The organism is Dokdonella ginsengisoli, from assembly GCF_042652785.1.
Lineage (GTDB): Bacteria > Pseudomonadota > Gammaproteobacteria > Xanthomonadales > Rhodanobacteraceae > Dokdonella_A > Dokdonella_A ginsengisoli.
In genome coordinates, this window is sequence record NZ_JBHSHD010000006.1 from 411,310 (window position 1) to 429,480 (window position 18,171).

At 67.2% G+C, this 18,171-nt stretch carries 6 protein-coding genes; 3 read left to right on the plus strand and 3 right to left on the minus strand.

What is annotated here, in order from left to right:
• Positions 1 to 7: 7 nt before the first annotated feature.
• From ACFO6Q_RS07715 to ACFO6Q_RS07725, 3 genes are all read right to left on the minus strand, one after another.
• The gene (locus ACFO6Q_RS07715) at positions 8 to 2,413 is read right to left on the minus strand and encodes a pyrroloquinoline quinone-dependent dehydrogenase (RefSeq protein ID WP_380020038.1); all 2,406 of its coding nucleotides are present in this window, start codon (positions 2,411 to 2,413) and stop codon (positions 8 to 10) included.
• A gap of 387 nt (positions 2,414 to 2,800) precedes the next feature.
• The gene (locus tag ACFO6Q_RS07720) at positions 2,801 to 3,772 is read right to left on the minus strand and encodes a LysR family transcriptional regulator (protein ID WP_380020039.1); all 972 of its coding nucleotides are present in this window, start codon (positions 3,770 to 3,772) and stop codon (positions 2,801 to 2,803) included.
• A 176-nt stretch (positions 3,773 to 3,948) separates the two neighbouring features.
• Positions 3,949 to 4,074 (minus strand): hypothetical protein, encoded by a 126-nt coding sequence (locus ACFO6Q_RS07725; RefSeq protein WP_380020040.1) that lies wholly within the window; start codon positions 4,072 to 4,074, stop codon positions 3,949 to 3,951.
• A 45-nt stretch (positions 4,075 to 4,119) separates the two neighbouring features.
• On the opposite strand from ACFO6Q_RS07725, the gene ACFO6Q_RS07730 reads away from it, so the two are divergent.
• From ACFO6Q_RS07730 to ACFO6Q_RS07740, 3 genes are all read left to right on the plus strand, one after another.
• The gene (locus ACFO6Q_RS07730) at positions 4,120 to 6,540 is read left to right on the plus strand and encodes a membrane-bound PQQ-dependent dehydrogenase, glucose/quinate/shikimate family (RefSeq protein WP_380020041.1); all 2,421 of its coding nucleotides are present in this window, start codon (positions 4,120 to 4,122) and stop codon (positions 6,538 to 6,540) included.
• Between the two features lie 430 nt (positions 6,541 to 6,970).
• The gene (locus tag ACFO6Q_RS07735; protein WP_380020042.1) at positions 6,971 to 10,480 is read left to right on the plus strand and encodes a DUF4394 domain-containing protein; all 3,510 of its coding nucleotides are present in this window, start codon (positions 6,971 to 6,973) and stop codon (positions 10,478 to 10,480) included.
• Between the two features lie 389 nt (positions 10,481 to 10,869).
• Positions 10,870 to 18,171: toxin TcdB middle/N-terminal domain-containing protein (locus ACFO6Q_RS07740; protein ID WP_380020043.1), on the plus strand; the 7,302-nt coding region annotated here is incomplete at its 3' end.

An 18,171-nucleotide genomic window follows, 5' to 3' on the forward strand; every position in this document is an offset into this window, starting at 1 on the left:
GTTGCGGCTACGGCAGGCTGTAGGCCACCACGTAGTCGCCGGCCGGCGTCATCATGAAATGGTGGCCGCCGGCCATCTGCACCACGAACTGCTTTCCGTCGACCGAGTAGGTCATCGGCGAGGCCTGGCCGCCGGCGGGCAGTACGTCGCTCCACAGCTCCTTGCCGGTGTCGAGATCGAGCGCGCGGATCAGGTTGTCGGTCGCCGCGGCGACGAAGACCAGATTGCCCGCGGTCAGCGCGGGGCCGCCGTTGTTGGGCGTGCCGACGTTGATCGGCATGTAGGTCGGAATGCCGAACGGGCCGTTCGCCCGCGCGGTGCCGAGCGGGTGCTGCCAGATCACCTTGCGGGTGTGCATGTCGATCGCCGTGATCATGCCGTACGGCGGCTCGTTGCACAGCGTGTCGAGCCCGGGCACGAGGAACGGCGTGACGTCGACCGCGTAGGGCGTGTCCTCCATGGCGCCGGGACCCTCCGCGCCGCCGTGGCCCGGCTTGTAGCGCGGATCGTCGATCGCATACAGCTGCCTGGCCTCGGCCTCGGCGCGCGTGAGCAGGCGCTCGTACATCGGCGTCGCGTTCCAGTTGGCGACCAGGATGCCGCGGTTCGGGTCGTAGGCCACGCTGCCCCAGTCGGTGCCGCCGTTGTATCCGGGGAAGACGATCCACGGCTGCGGCGGCGCCATCGGCGGGGTGAATTCGCCGACGTAGTGCGCCTGCCGGAACTTGATCCGGCAGTACAGCTGGTCGAACGGCGTCATGCCCCACATGCGCGATTCGGTGAGATCCGGAAAACCCAGGCGCGGCATGTCCACCGACCACGGCTGGGTCGGCGAGCGCGGATTCTCGGGCAGGTTGCCCGCCGGTGCCGGCCGCTCCTCCACCGGCAGCAGCGGCTTGCCGTTGCGGCGATCGACGATGAAGTTCTGGCCGCGCTTGGTCGAGATGATCATGGCGGGAACCTTCTCGCCGCCGGCACCGGGATAGTCGAGCAAGGTGGGCTGCGAGCCGATGTCGTAGTCCCACGCGTCGAGGTGCGCGTTCTGGAACACCCACTTCTCCTCGCCGGTGCCGGCGTCGAGGGCGACGATCGACGACGCCACGCGGTTCTCCGCGTCGGTGCGCGTCTTGGAGTAGTAGTCGGCGGAGGAATTGCCGGTCGGCACGTAGACCAGGTTGAGCGAATCGTCGCCGGTCATCGTGCCCCAGGAATTGGGCGTGCCGCGGCTGTATTCCTGGCCCGGTCCCGGAATCTCGTGCCAGACGCCGCCGGAATGGTTCACGTCCCAGGCCCACTTGAACGCGCCGGTTTCCGCGTCGTAGCCGCGGATCACGCCCGACGGTGCCCAGCGGCGCTGGTTGTCGAGCACCTGATGGTTGACCACGATGGTGCCGTTGACGATCGGCGGCGCGGAAGTCACCGCGAGCTGTCCCGGCACCCACTTGCCCATGCCCAGGCCCAGGTCGACCTGGCCGTTGGCGCCGAAGCCCTGGCAGGGCTGTCCCGTCCTGGCATCCACCGCGATAAGGCGCATGTCGAGCGTGGCTTCGACGATGCGCTCGTGGCAGGCGTCGGCTTCGCCGGAAACCTTGGAGGCGTAGTGGGTGACGCCGCGGCACGCCGCGGTATAGGGAAGGCTCTCGTGCTTGAGGCCGACGTCGAAGCGCCACAGCTCCTTGCCGGTCTTCGGATCGAGCTTGACCAGGTTGTTCATCGCCGTGCACAGGTAGAGCCCGTCGCCGACCATGATCGGCGTCGTCTCGGCGGCGAACTTGCCCTCCGGCGTGTCGCCCGTCCGGTACGTCCAGGCGACCTCGAGCCGGTCGACGTTCTGCGTGGTGATCTGCTTCAAGGGCGAATAGCGCGTGGCGTCCGCGTCACGGCCGTAGTCCTTCCACTCGTTTTCCTTCTGCGCCGCGCGTTCGGCCGCGTTGCCGCCCGCGATGAGCGGCGCGGCGGGTGCGCCGGACAGCACCTGGCTGTAGTGCGGAAAGAACGCTCCGACGAAAGCGGCGCCCGCGAAGACGACGCAGCCGAGCGCGAGCAGCCGGCCCAGCCGGCGTTTGCCGTCGCCGTAGAGGAACGGCAGCATCAGCGCGACGAAGAAGGCCAGGCCCGTGACGTAGCCCATGCGCGGCACCCAGCCCCAGAAGCGGTCGCCCGATTCGATCAGGGTCACGATCAGCGACACCAGGAACGCCGCCAGATAGAGCAGGGCGCCGCTGCGCCTGCCCTGCAGCAGCAGCCAGCCGCTGGCCAGCAGGAGCGCGCCGATGATCGCCGGGGCCCAGCTTCCGCCGAGGGAAATCAGGTAGCCGCCGCCCAGCAGCAGGACGAGGCCGGACGCGGCGATGACGACGGCGATGGGTTTGCCCCACCACGGCAGGCGGGTTCGTGCGGCGGGATTCGTCATCGCGGTGCTCTCTCGGCGTGAACGGTCATCGGATCTGTCTGGACGGCTCGGCAATCCCCGCAGAGGCCGGCGCTGGCCTGCGCCCCTTCCGGGACCTCGTGCCGGCCCGGCTTCTTCGCGGAACTTGGTCAGGTACGAAAAACCGGTCGCGAATCCTTCAGGTCGGGAGCGAAACGACGCTCGGCTGGCCGAGGCGGGAAGTGGATCGCTTCGCCGGTGAAGCGGAAGTCAAGCGCGGCTTCGCCGCGGCGCCGCCCATCGCGGGAGCACCTGCCTCGCCCAAAAGACCCGGGTCGCTGCGACACGGGCGGCGATCGACCGTTCCGAAGGAGCGTAGCCCGGCGCTGCGAAGCCGCCGGACGACCTTCGCCGATCTTCGCGTCGCCCTCAGCGCGCCGTCGGCGCCAGCGCGTCGGCCATGCGATCGACCAGCCAGGCCACGCCGGCGTCGCGATCGCTGCGCCGGTGCCACACCGCTTCCAGGCGCCCGATCAGCGGCGGGTACGGAAGATCGAGCGCGACCACGCGGCCGCGCTCGATCTCCGCGCGCACGTAGCTCCACGGCAGCGTGGCGATCAGATCCGTCGCCGTGACGATCGGCAGCACGCAGCCGTAGTGCGGCACCACGATCGCGGCACGCCCGGCCAGCAGATCGCCGGCGCCGCCGCGCAGCTCGAGCAGCAGGCGCTCGATCCAGACCCGGCGCGAGGCGCCTTCCTCGTCGATGAAGCCGTCTTCGGTCTGTCCGGCGCTGCCGGTCAGCTCCACCACGACGTGCGGAAACTCCACCAGCCGCTCGCGCGTCACCGCTCCGCTCGCCAGCGGATGGCCCGCGCGCGCGACGATCGTCTCGCGGTCCTCGAGCAGCAGCCGGCGCCGCAGGTGCGAGGGCAGTTCGCCGAACCAGCCGGCGACGACGTCGATGCGGCTGTCGTCGAGCTGGCGGATGGTGTCGACGCGATTGAACGGGAAGATGCGCAGGTCGACCTCCGGCGCCGTCTCGGCGATGCGCGCGGCCAGCTGCGGCAGGATCGTGACGCTGGCGTAGTCCGAAGCGGCGATGCGGAACGTGCGCGGCGTCCGCGCGGGGACGAATTCCGACGTGCGCAGCGCGGTCTCGATCCGCGCCAGGCCCGCGCTCACGTGCGGGGCGAGTTCGAGCGCGCGGACCGTGGGTTCCATGCCGGCCTCGGTCGCCACGAACAGCGGATCGGCCAGCGCCGAACGCAGTCGCGACAGCGCATGGCTGACCGCGGACGGCGTCAGGTGCAGTTCGCGACTGGCGGCGGTGAGGCTGCGGTGACGCATCACGGCGTCGAACACGCGAAACAGGTTCAGGTCGAGCTTTCTCGGCGCCACTCGGATTCTCTCTGCGGACTTCTTCGCCGGCCGTGCCTGCCGGCGCGATTTTTCACATCGCCGTCATCGAGGATATCAGGTCGAAAACTGATCGATCCGATCACTGCGAACAGGCCATTGAACGATATTCATGCAACGCATGAATAAAACGAAATTGACCGCTCCCATGACGACTTCTAGCATCCGGCGACGCCTCGTGGCGCGAAGCGCAGGCCGTTGATTTCTTCCCGTCCGGGAAAGGGATTTTTCCATTTTCGGAAAATTGCGGCCGCCGCGACGAAGGTGGTCGCCTGCGCGCGCATTTGAATTTCCCGCCGGCGCATCCGGAAAAATCCATTGGAGTGAACATGAGCCGACCCGTCGAGGGACGTCAGCGCGCGTCGTGGGCCCTGTGCCTGCTGGCGGTCGCGATCCTGCTCGTCGGCGCGGTTCTCGCCGTCGGCGGCGCGCGCCTGATCCTGCTCGGCGGCTCCGCGTATTACCTGCTGGCCGGCGCGGGCATGGCGATGTCCGCGGTGCTGCTCCTGCTCGGGCGGCGCTCCGGCGCGTGGTTCTACGCGCTGGTGTTCACCGGCACGTTGTTGTGGACGGCGTGGGAAAGCGGGCTCGACTACTGGCGCTGGGTGCCGCGACTGGGTCTGGTCACGGCGTTCGCGTTCCTCCTGGCGCTGCTGTCGCCGCGACTGGGCGTGGCGCGAAGATCGGCCCACCGTGCGGCGGCCGCGATGGCTGCGCTGTTCGTCGCGGCCGTGGCGTTCGCCTTCGTGCCGATGCACGTGACGGCGCCCACTGCGCGGTTGCCGGACAGGCCTCTCGTGACCGCGCCGGCGGCGGCGGTATCGCCGGTGCAGCCGGAAGGCGACTGGCGTGCCTACGGCCGCGACGACCATGCCACGCGCCATTCGCCGCTGGCCCGGCTGACGCCGGCGAACGTCGATCGGCTGCAGCGGGCCTGGGTCTATCGCACCGGCGACCTGCCGCCGGCGGACAAGCCGAACAAGTGGGCGGCGCAGACCACGCCGCTCAAGGTCGGCGATGCGGTGTTCCTGTGTTCGGCGACCAACGATCTGATCCGCCTCGACGCCGCCAGCGGTCGCGAGATCTGGCGCTACGAATCCGAGGTGCGCTACGAAAGCGTTCCGTACACGGCGGCGTGCCGCGGCGTGGTCTATCACGAGTCGGACCGCGTGCCGGAAGGGCAGGCCTGCCGTCGGCGCATCGTCGAGGCGACACTCGACATGCGCCTGATCGCGGTCGATGCCGGCTCCGGCAAGCCGTGCGCGGATTTCGGCGAGAGCGGCCAGGTCGATCTGATGATCGGACTGGGCCCGACGGTGCCCGGCTTCGCCGCGGCGTCTTCGCCGCCGGCCCTGATCGGCGGCGTGCTGGTGGCCAACCACGAAGTGCTCGACGGCCAGCGGCGCTGGGCGCCGTCCGGCGTGATCCGCGGCTACGACGCGGACAGCGGACAGTTCCTGTGGGCCTGGGACGTGAACCGGCCGGGCGAGCGCGGCGAGCCGCCGCCGGGCCGCTCCTACAGCCGCGGCACGCCGAATTCGTGGGGCACGATGAGCGGCGACGAGACGCTGGGGCTGGTCTACGTGCCGACCGGCAATTCCGCGGTCGACTACTACAGCGCGATGCGCACGCCGCAGGAGAACGCGGTTTCCTCGTCCGTGGTCGCGCTCGACGTGCGCACCGGCGAGCCGCGCTGGGTGTTCCAGACCGTGCACAAGGACGTGTGGGATTACGACCTCGGTGCTGCGCCGACGCTGATCGACTATCCCGCGGCGGACGGCAGCGCGATTGCGGCGATGATCGTGCCGACCAGGCGCGGCCAGAGCTTCGTGCTCGACCGCCGCGACGGCACGCCGCTGACGCCGGTCGAGGAGCGCCCGGCGCCGGCCGGCATGATGGCGGACGATCCGCGCGCGCCGACCCAGCCGTGGTCGACCGGCATGCCGCGCCTGGGCTTCGCCGACCTGACCGAACGCGACATGTGGGGCCTCACGCCGCTCGACCAGCTCTGGTGCCGCATCCAGTTCCGGCGCGCGCGCTACGAGGGCGAGTTCACCGCGCCGAGCCTGACCCGGCCGTGGATCGAGTATCCGGGCTACAACGGCGGCACCGACTGGGGCGGCGTCGCGTTCGATCCCGCGCGCGGCGTGATGATCGCGAACTGGAACAGCACGCCGATGTACGACCAGCTGCTCACGCGCGAGCAGGCCGACGCGAAGCGCCTGAAGTCGATCGACGATCCGGCCTACGAGCCGGGCGGCGGCGGTGCCGAAGGCGCCGGCGCGCAGGCGGACACGCCGTACGGCATCGACGTCAGTCCGTTCCTGATGCCGTTCACGCAGATGCTCTGCAACCAGCCGCCGTACGGGATGATCACGGCGATCGACATGCACACGCGCAGCGTGCTGTGGCAGCGCCCGCTCGGCACGGCGCGCGCGAACGGACCGTTCGGCCTGCCCACCTATCTGCCGATCGGCATCGGCACGCCGAACAACGGCGGCAGCATCGTCACCGCCGGCGGCCTCGTCTTCGTCGCCGCGGCGACCGACAACCTGATCCGCGCGATCGACCTGGCCACCGGCCGGACGCTCTGGAGCGACGTGCTGCCGGCCGGCGGGCAGGCGACGCCGATCACCTACGAAGCCGGCGGCCGGCAGTACCTGCTCGTCGTCGCCGGCGGCCATCACTTCATGCGCACGCCGCCGGGCGACTACGTCGTCGCCTATGCATTGCCGCAGGAAACGCGCTGACGGCGATTTTCGCATCGGGCAATCGCCGCCATTTTCGACCGGCGCCGGTCGGATCGAATATTAAAGAGAGTTTTCATTTTCCCGATACGGAAAACGAAAATCGTCCAGAAATGCGCAACGCAACGCCGCAATCCGTCCAGAACCCTGCTCGGCACCGGTGTTTTGTCCAGTGCCGCATGCGTCAGTCCCGTCGTTAGGATCGAACGGTTGCACGCATCCGGACGTCTTCGCTCGTTGCTCCGGAGGGAGAGGAAATCGCGGCGTTCCCTACGCCGCTCCTGCGTCGCAGCCGTGATTGCCGATAGCGAAAAGTCGTCGTGGCGGCTCGCGCCGCGACGGCGTGCCCATTCCCACGACGCAGGTCATACGGGGACACACCATGCAAAGAATCCTACGCTGCAGCCTTCTTTCGACGGCGCTGGCAGGCGCCTTGTTCGCCACGTCCGCCTGGTCCCTCGGGACCGTGGCGGAAACGCGCGCCGCGGCCCTGACGCGCGGAATCCAGCCGGCCGAGGCCGGCGTCGACCGCATCGACGGTCGGTTCAAGTCCAGCGGCGCCGCCATCACGCTCGCCGAGCCCGCGTTCACCGCGCGCGCCGCCGCGCCGGAGGCGATGGCGCGCGAATTCCTCGCCGCACGCCATGACAGGCTCGGCCTGAAGACCGACGAGGCCGCATCGCTGGCGCGCACGACCCTGCGCGCCGGGCGGCATTTCTCCGTCGTGCGCTTCGAGCAGCGTCATGCGGGCCTGCCCGTGTACGGCAGCGACGTCGCCGTCAGCGTGCAGCCCAACGGCAAGGTCATCTACGTGGCCAACTCCGCCGTCGAAGGGCTCGGTGCGGTCGCCAATGCGGACAGCAAGACCGAAGCCGATGCACTGGCGGTGGCCAAGCAGTACCTGGGCGCATCCGAGTTCGGCTACCAGAAGCTGCGCAAGATGGTGTATGCGTCGCCGGACGGAACGCGCGTCGTGTGGCGCGTGAATGCGACCGTGCAGGCCCCGACCGCAGGCGACTGGGAACTGCTGGTCGATGCAGGGTCCGGCGAGGTTCTCCGAGCCGAAGACCGGATGCAGTACGCCACCGGCACCGGCACGATCTGGACGCCCGATCCGCTGTCGTACGAGAAGGTGGCCTACGGAGGTGGATACGTCGACGGCGACAACGCGGACACCCCGGAGTTGACCGGCGCCCTGGTCACGGTGACCCTCGAGGACATCACGCAGAACGGCGCCAACTACGAGCTGTCGGGGCCGCATGTGGTCTGCGCGGACATCGACCTGCCCACCGATGCGGCCGCCTGTCCTTCGCAGCCGGGCACGGATTTCTCGGTGACGCGCAGTGCCGCGACGTTCGACGCCGTGATGGTCTACTACCACGTCACGCGCTATCTCAAGTACGTCAACGACACGCTCGACATCGAGGCGATGCCGCTGAGCCATCCCGGCGGAATCAAGGTCGATCCGCATGGCTGCCAGAACTGCCTGGGCGGCGACGACAATTCGCGTTACAGCCCGAGTGCCGAAGATCTCGCGTTCGGCCATGGCGGCGTCGACGACGCGCAGGACGCCGACGTGATCATCCACGAGCTCGGCCACGGCCTGCACGACTGGATCACCGGGGGAAACGCGGCCCGCGGAGAAGGAATGGGCGAGGGCTTCGGTGACTACACCGCGGGCTCCTACAGCCGCGACTATCCGGATCAGTGGGCGGCGAGCGACGCGGCCTACAACTGGGTCTTCAACTGGGACGGCCACAACGACTTCTGGCCCGGCCGCGTACTCAACTACCAGCTCACGCGCACCTACGAGCAGGCCCGCACGCAGGCGATCCACACCGCCGGCCAGTACTGGTCTTCCTGCAACCTCGAGGCGCGCAAGAACCTCCAGGCGCTGGACGTGACGGGCGGCGGTCAGGCGTTCGACAAGGCCTACTTCCAGGGCATGTCGATGACCGGCAGCAGCACGAACCAGAAGGATGCCGCGCAGGCGGTGATCAATGCCGCCGCGGCGCTGGGCTATACGCAGGCGCAGATCGACGCGATCGGCGTGGCCTACAACTCCGGCAACGAGGACGGCAATACCGGCTGCACGTACGGCGTGACGGTGCCGGGCGCCGGCACCGATCCGAAGATCGCGGTCGACCCGGCGTCGCTGAGCGGCACCGCCGCGGCCGGCGCCTCGGCCACGGCGTCGCTGACGATCCGCAACACCGGCGGCGGCAGCCTGGACTGGTCGATCGTCGAGACCACCGACGCGGCGCGCGGGCACTTTCCGGCGGATCAGCGTCAGGTCAGGCCGGTAGGCAGTGCGCATGCACTGGGTCCCAAGATCGCGCCGTCTTCGCTTTCGGGGCCGTCCGCGTCCGGGATCGCCGCATCCGTGACGTTCGGTGCCGCCGTCAACGGGTACGCCCAACGGTCTTCCAGCACCGCCGCCAATCGTGCGCTGAACTCGCTCGACTTCAATACGCCCGGGACGCTGACCATGGTGGGCTCGGCGAATCTTCAACCGTTCTGGGGCTCCGGTTTCCTGAACGGTGACACGAGCACGCTGTACATGCTCGGCGACAGCGGGTTGTTTTCAGTCGACACGGCCACCGGCGCGGCGACCGAGATCTCGGCCAGTGCGGGCGGCGGCGACGTCTGGGGCATGACCGCCGATCCGACGACGCAGACGCTGTACTGGATCGGCCCGAGCAGCGACCAGGAGCTTTCGACGGTCGATCCGGCGACTGGCGCGACGGCGCTGATCGGCGCGATCACGGGGGCGGCCGCGGGCGACACCCTCACCGGTATCGCGGCCGATGCGCAAGGCCATCTGTATGGCATCGACGCCGACAGCGACAGCCTGGTATCGATCGACAAGTCGACGGGCGACACCGCCGTGATCGGCTCGCTGGGCATCGACGCCGACAATCTTGCCGGCCTGGCCTTCGATCCCGCTTCCGGGACGCTGTACTTCGCCGACGCGTCGACCGGCATGTACACCATCGACGTCGCCACCGGTACCGCCACCTTGATCGGCACGGTGCAGGACGGCGTGCAGCTGGTCGCGCTGGCCATCGGTGGCAGCGGTACCACGCCGGGCGGCTGCACCAATCCCTCCGACGTGCCGTGGCTGTCGGTTTCCCCGGCCTCGGGCAGCGCCGCCGCGGCCGGCAGTTCCGCCGTGACCGTCACGATGGACGCGACCGGCCTGGCGGCCGGCAGCTACGACGCCGACCTGTGCATCGCGAGCAACGACGCGACCAATCCGCAGGTCACCGTGCCGGTGAGCTTCACCGTCACCGCCTCCGGCGGCGATCCGTGCAGCGCGGAAGACTCGATCTTCTGCGACGGCTTCGACGGCAAGGGCGGCGCTCCGGTCGAGCAGCCGGTGCAGGATCCAAGCTTCGAGGCCACGCCCGGCAGCACCGAGGAGAATCCGGACTGGACCGGCGTCGATGACAACTCCAGCTCAGGCGGCACGCCGTTCTACAGCGTCAGCGATCCCTTCGGTCCGACCACGGATGCGCACACCGGCGACTTCGTGGTCTGGGGTGGCGGCTGGGGCGAGGCGAGCAGCCAGCACTGGCTGCAGAGCGTGACCATCGCCGGCGGCGGCTCGCGCTACCTGAACTTCTGGCGTCGGGTCGGCGGAGTGCCGAGCGGCGGCACGGCGACGCTGAAGGTCTCGGTCGACGGCACGGAGGTATGGACGTTCGATGCGCTCACGGCGGAAGAGGAAAGCGACTGGGTCAGCGTGTCGGTCGACGTCTCCAGCTATGCCGACGACGCGGCACACGAGATCCGTTTCGACTATGCGGCCACCGGCAGCACTGACGGCAACGTCTACGTCGACGACGTGACCATCGACGCAGCGGCCCCGGCGCCGCGGCAGGTGCCGTCGCACCGGCCCGTCGTGCACGGCCCGCAGGCCAGCAAGACCCAGCGTCGCTGAAATTGCGGGACTGAAGTGGGTATGGGGGGCTCCGCGAGGAGCCCTCCTTTTTTTCCGGACCTGTCGCACAGTGGCCGGCGTTCGGCGCCCGGGCTCTCCTTCGCTTGCTGCCAACTTCAGGGTGGGAGATACCGCAACTGCGCGAACGATTTGTTCAGTCAGCGCTACAAGATGCAATTTTTTACACATAAACAATAATCCATTTATCCAGTTGAAATCCTCTTGCAATGAACGGGGAGGGGATTTCGTGCCGCGTGCGGGTTTGGATAGCCTCCAATTGATCGTCTCCACCGGTTAGGCGAAAATCCCTTTCTTTGCGTGCGCGACCCGAGGCTAAGGGGCCGTCGCGTGCGCCTCTTCATTCGTTTTCAAGGGGAATTGCAGTGGCAATGAAATTTCCGGCGCCGCGTCGTGGCGTTCATTGGGCGCGGGCGCTTGGCTGCCTGGCGGCATTTTTCCTTGCCGGCCCGGCGTTGGCCGCTTTCGCGAACCAGACGCCGCCGGATGAGACTCGCGCCGCGCAGCTGTGCGCCGATGAAAACGTCTCTCCCTGGGAGGGTGGGCCGGACATGTCCACGCCGGGGCTGTGGGTGCGCAGCGGGGGAGGTGCCGGAAGCTGGGATCTGGTTTGGAGCGACGATCACACGCAGCTCAAGGTGTTCCTCTATACCTACACGGAACTCGGCCGGCCGATATGGCTTGCGTCAAGGATGGGCGCCGTCAACGGTGAAACCTGGAGCGGGAAGCTCTACAAGTACACCGCTCCGGGTACGGAAGGGCCCGCAACCGGCTCGGTGGCGATCCGCTTCTTCCCGAATGATCCGACCCGAATGGCGGTGAATTGGGACTGGGACAACTTGCGAACCGTGCGTCCGAGCGCGATGAGCGAGTGCTTGGCCAGCTTCATCCACATCCCGCCGGCGCCGGGCACATCGAGCGGCGGCCCCGTGCTCAACGGCAGTCCCACACCCATCTATACCGGAATTGGAGCTAACCAGCTCTTCTCCGGCTACTGGAATACCAGCGGCGCCAGCTCTCCCGATGCGGTTCCGGGATTGTCGCTCAACATTCTGCAACCTCCGACTCCGGCGGAAGGGCTTCCCGGGCAGTTCGTCGACTTCAACGTCCTGCTCACGTTCGATTCCACCCAGCAGCCGGTGTGGCTGGTCAGTGACATGAACGCGCCGGCGTGCACGAGCGCGTTGCATTGCCCCGCGCCGCCACTCACCGGTCGACAGGGCCGGCTGTGGTATTTCCAGCCCAATCCCGCCCGCTATCCGAACGGCATTCCGCTGGAAACTTGCCCGTCCACGCCGACGAATCCTGCCGGCTGCACCACGAAGCAGGACGTGGGAAACATCCAAAGGAACATCACCAGCAATGCCGGGACCGAAGGCAATGTCACGGTGACGAGCCTGACCAACCCGGCCAACCAGTTCAATTCCGCCGCTGCGGCGCAGCAGCTGGCCAGCTCGAATTTCTTCCCGCCCGTCGGTGTGCAGAAGAACCTGAGCAAGATCACCAACAGCACCGGCATCGAGCCGGTGCAGTATTCGTGCAAGACCACCACGATCGACGGCACCTGCAACATCTGGGTACCGTGGCATTCGAGCAGCGGCAAGCCGACCCCTTGGCGGCGCAACCTGCGCGATTCGAGCTACACCCGCCTGGCGGTCATTCCGACATCGGCGCCCGTCTCGAACGGCGAAGTCGTGGACGTACTTCGTCCGAACGATCGCGTCGTCTACGAGCTCTGGACCGGTCCTGGCGTGGACGATTCCACGCCGTCGGGGACGCTCGTGGATCAGTCCGCCGAAGTGCGGGCTTACGGCCCGGATCCCGGCAACGGTGATTCCACCAGTGGGCAGCCTGCTACGCCTCCTGCCCCGACGCCGTATTCCCCCAGCTTCGATGCCAACGTGGCGGGCGCGGTCGTCGGGGAGTTCCGCGTCGACGAAAGCGGAAGCGCGACGTATCGCATTCCTCTGGCCGTGGCGCCGGGCTCGGGTGGTTTCGCTCCGACATTGGCGCTGGTCTACAACAGCAGCGCCGGCATGGGCTATTTCGGTACGGGCGTGACCCTGGAGGGCAACTCCGCCATCCTTCCCTGCCGGCCCGGCGTGGAATTCGGCGACACCGATCCCCCGTCCGCCGTCGCATCCGCGTTCTGCCTGGACGGCCAGAGGCTGCTGTTGCAGAGCGGCACGCATCGAGCCGTCGGCGCCGTCTACCGCACGGAAATCGAGTCCTTCCAGAAGGTAGTGCTGGAGTCCGTCGGCAACGTCACCGTTCCCGGCGAAACCGCGCCGCTGAGCGCTTACACGTTCGCCGTCTACGGCAAGGATGGTACCGTTCGCCGCTACGGCGGCGCGGCCGGAACGGTGGCGTCGAAGTGCTTCGGCTGCGGCGGAACCGCGGCGCCGCCGGTCGCCGTCTCCTGGTTGCAGACCACGCTCGCCGACGCGAGCGGCAATACGCTGACCTACAACTATTCCGCGATCAACGGGCTGGGCGAGCGCTATTTGCAGAGCATCACCTACTCCGGTGGACAGGTGACGTTCAATTCGACGATCGGCGGCGGTAACGACGTCAGCTATGCGGTACTCAGTTCGTCGGGATTCGGCAGGGGCCGTACCCAGCGCTCCATGATCGTGGGCAGCATCGATGTGAAGAGTGCCGAGGGCTTCCTTCGCCGCTACGCGCTCACGTATTCCAATCCGCTGGGGCTGTCCGGCAACGGGACGATCCGTCCGCGCCTGAGTACGATCAAGGAGTGCGCAGACGTCGGTGCCACCGTCTGCTATGCGCCCACGACGTTCGCCTGGAGCGATCAGGCGCAGGACGACATCACCGGCGATCCCGCCATCCAGGGCTCGTCGAACCTCACGGCTTCGGAAAAGTTTCCGGATCTTCGTTCCCACAAGCTCGGCGATTTCGACGGAGACCATCGCAGCGACCTGCTCTGGATCGACAAGAACCACCGCCTTCGTGTGAGCTACAGCCGGCCCACGGCGGCGGGCGGGCTCCATTTCAGCGCACCGGTGGATGTCGTCACGCTCGGCAACTTCGATTTCGGTGCGCTGTGGGAGGTGATCGATTTCAACGGCGACGGACTGGACGACGTCCTGTACGCCGAGAATGGGACGACGGGATGGGAGTGGAAATACCGGCCCGCACTTGCGGGAGGAGGTTTCGGTACGGCCGAGGTCATCCTGAACAATCTTTCCGTCGGCGGACCGGGTACCGATCCCGCAAGCGGTGGCGGCGGTGTCGCCTTGAAATCCGGAATCGAAGCGAGCCCTGCGCCGGCGTCCAGCACCTTGGCAGACTTCGACGGTGATGGGCGTCCCGACCTGCTGTACGTGCTGCCGAGCCAGTCGTACCGGATCGCCCTGCTGAAGCCGGGGGCGAGCGGTCGGCCATTTGCGTTCGCGCCGTCGCTCCCGGTCAGTTTCAGGCGACCGGACAACGGACTCGAATGCGACCTCGCCAATTCGCGACCGAACAAGCACGACGCGGAGCAGTCCGGTGCGGTCGACCTCGACGGGGACGGTCGTGCCGATATTCACGTCGTCCTGCGCGACTATCACGGCTGCGCCGGAAACAATCCCGGATTGCCGGTCCTGCAGAACGCCGACGAGGTGGCGGGCGCAAACCAGCCGAACGGCGACAACGACGGCTTCGTGCTGAAGGGATTCCGCTCGCTCGGGGTGCAGGGCAACAAGTTCCAGTTCGAGATGTACGAGTGGCTGGGTGCCAACCTGCCCGAATTCCGCAACGCCCGCATCGAGTCGGTCCCCGCGCGTGCGAAGGTTATCGACATCAACGGGGACGGCCTGGCCGATCTGCTGTTCCGGACGGACGGCAACCACATCTGGCGGTACGTGCTGGCCGGCGGAACCACCGTCGCCTCCGACGCGATCGTCGGCGGCAGCTGCAAGACGGTCGAGGTCGGCGGAAGCGACGGCGAGGCGGGCCTGGACGTGGTCGTGCAGCATGCGGATCTCGACGGCGACGGCAAGCTCGATTTCTGGTGTCCGGGCAAGCAGTCTGGCTCGAACATTCCCTACACGATCCATCTCTGGAACGGCAATGGCTATGTACCCACGGGCTTGCAAAGCCAATACAGCTCGACCTCGGGCCCGGAATGGATGCGTCTGGGCGCCGACTACGACGGCGACGGCATCCTCGACTATCTGATCATCAAGGCGACGGACGGCGAAGGAGATGCCGATGGCGGTTGGCACGCCAACCGTACGATGTCGCATCACCAGTCGCGCGGCCTGGTGACGACGATCACCAACGGCTTCGGCGCGGCGACACGCATCACCTATTCGCCGCTGACCTTCTCGTCCGTATACCGCCGCGACTACATCGGGTCGTTCGCGACCTGGGGCCGCGGTTCGGCGATATTCGACATGGCCACACCGAGTTACGTCGCGCACTACGTGACGAGCAGCTCACCCTCGAGCGGAAATCCCAACGACGAGGCGATCGTCCGCTACGCCTACAGCGGCCTCAAGGTGCAGGCCGGCGGCCGCGGATCGCTGGGCTTCCGCCGCGTCGGCGCCTACGACTACCAGACCGGCATGTACGTCGACACGACGTACAGCCAGACGTATCCGCTGACGGGGACGCCGATCCGGACCACCACGTACTACCTGCCGAGCTTCGCGGCGGACAGCTGTCTGGCCAACCAGGGAAGCTCGACGCCGAACTCCGAGCATCCGCAATGCCTGGTGCGCACCCCGGTCTGTTCGGCCGGCCTCGCCACCACGTGCAACGACGATATTCCCAGCGGAGCCCAGTCGCTGAAAGTCGTCATGGACAGCTGGCGGTACCGCGTGCAGCCCAGTGCGCTGCAGGATGCCCACCTCGCTCCTCTGGGCAGCCCGCCTGTGCCCGCGGCGACACCCAGCACCGCCATTCGGCCGAACCTCTTCATCGCCCGCGCCGGCTCGACCACGTTCGACTACGACCTGAAAACCAGCGGGGCGACGCTGCGCACCGAATCGACCAGCTTCGACGTCGGCCGCTTCGACGACTTCGGAAATCCGCAAAAAAGCACCGTGGTCAAGACGGGCGGCGGCATCACCTTGACCACCACCAGCGAATTTACCTATTTCAACAGCGGAGCGACCTGGAGGCTGGGTCGCCTGCTGACTGCCACGGTGTTCAACGAGCGCTCGACCGGAGCCAAGAACGGGCGCCGCTCCACGTTCACCTACGACGATCCAGGCAATCCTGGCGACACGCGCAAGCTGCTGCAGTCGGAAAAGGTCGAGGGTCTGACTGGCAGCACGTTCGCTGCGCTGCAGCCGGATCCCGCCGCCAAGACCGTCGCGACCTACTATCGCTACGACGCGTTCGGAAACAAGGCTGCGACTTACACATGCAGTACCGCCCTTCCTGAAAGCACCTGCCGCGGAATTTCCGGCGGCAGCAGTTTCTATGTGTTCCACCCCATTTCGAATGGGCACGGCATCACCCGTTACGCAAGAAGTACATACGACTCGCTGGGGCGCTATCCCAACACCACTTACGAAGGCTTCTCGGCGAGCGGCGACGCATCCACGGAGCTTCCCGCAAGCACCGTGGTCAATCGCGACAAGGGCGGCAATCCGACCGAGCTGCGGGATGCCAATCTCGTCACCGCGAAGATCGGCTACGACGCCATGGGGCGCAAGCGGTTCGAGTGGAACGCCACGGGCAAGTGGGCCAAATACGACTACGTGGCCTGCAATTCCGTTCTATGCCCGTCCAATCGTGCGTTGGCGTATTACGAGCGCACGGAAGCGGGCGGGGCTCCGGTCTCCAAGGTGTTCTACGACCGGCTGGGCCGGGAGGCCGTTCGCCTGACCCAGGGATTCACGTCGTCGGACTTCGTCACCGTCCTGACGGAATATGACGCCCGAGGAAATGTCCGTCGCAAGTCGCAGCCGTTCCTGGCTTCCAACAGCACTGCCGGCGCCGCCACGCCGGCGAGCGGTTCCGTCATCTACTGGACCACGACGACGTACGATCCGCTCAATCGCCCGATCCGCATCGACAATCCCGACGGCGGCGTGGTCGAGATCGACTACGACAAGCTCGCCACGACGACGACGCTGCCGTCGAACAAGAATGGGCTCCGGCAAACGACACGCCAGGAGAAGGATGGTGTCGGCAATGTGCTCTCGACGACGGATGCCTATGGCCTGAAGGTCGAGTACATCTACGACGGCTACGGGGCGTTGCTTTCTGCCGGGCGCAACAATCGCTTCTCGACGGCGGGATATGACTCCCTGGGCCGCAAGACGACGTCTGCGGACCCGGATGCGGGAATCTGGTCCTACGAGGTCGACGGCTTGGGCCAGGTCATCAGGCAGGTGAGTCCGCGCAATACCTGTACCGAAAACCGTTACGACGCACGCGGTCGGCTGTGGCAGCGGCAGGACTACGACAACGCCTCCTGCACCGGGACCGTCGACACGAAATCGGAGTGGCGCTTCGATACGGCCTCCTACGGCTACGGCAAGCTGGCGCAGGAAGCGGTTACCGTCAACGGCACGCAGAAGGTGCAGCGCACGTACGGCTACAACGGCTACGGACAGCCGGTCGTGGTGAACACCGAGCTGGACGGCAAGACCTACGTCGACCAGAGCAGCTACGACCAGTTCGGCCGTGCGTTCCAGACGTTCTTCACCGCGCCGGGCCTGCCGACGACCGGCGAGCTGTACGAGTACAACGCCTACGGATACCAGGTGCGCATCCGATCGGCGTATCCGGCCAGCAACAGCCTGGTCTACTACGAGGCGCTGGCGATGGACGCCTACGGCCACGTCACGTCGGAATACCGGTCTTCGCGCGCGCAGATGCCGACCGAGCGCACCTACGATTTGCGTACGGGGCGCCTGACGCGGATCGAGAGTTCCGGCGGGTATACGCAGGATCTGAGCTACGGCTACGACCCCGCCGGCAACATGGCGTGGCGCCACGACCGCACCGGTTCGATGAACTACGGCGGCGGCCGCAACCTGCGCGAAGAGTTCAGCTACGACGCCCTGCAGCGCCTGACCGGCTCGACGATGACGACGGGCGTGACCTCTCCGGTCCCGCCGAGCCTGACCGTGCAGTACGACGCCGAAGGCAACATCCTGAAGAAGTACGTCAACGGCAGCGTGGTCAACAGCTACACGTACGGCGAAGCCCCGGGGACGGGCTGCTCGGGCACGCCGGGTGCGGCGCAGCCGGGGCCCCACGCCGTCACCACTACGGCCCTGGCGAAGTACTGCTACGACGCGAACGGCAACGTACTGCGCGGAGGCGAGGCGGGGACGGAGTTCAAGTACACCCCTTACGACCTGCCGAGCGAGCTGAAGTCGGCGAGCCGCGGACAGAAGACGGGATACGAGTACGGTCCGAACCGGGAGAAGATCCGCCGCCTGAACTACGCGAACGCGACGGTGACCTCGACGCTGGACGTGCTGCACTACGTCGGATCGGCGGAGGTGCACTGGATATCCGGCTCGGTGGCGCGGGTGGAAGTGCGCCGCTACGTGGGGCCGGTGCTGGTGGTGCAGACGGCCAACGTGTTCGGCGAGCAGAACTACCGGATCGAGCGTCAGTACTTCCTGACGGATGCACAGGGTTCGACGTCGGCGGTGCTGTCGGACTGGGGTCAGCCGCTGAACGACAGCGCATCGATGAGT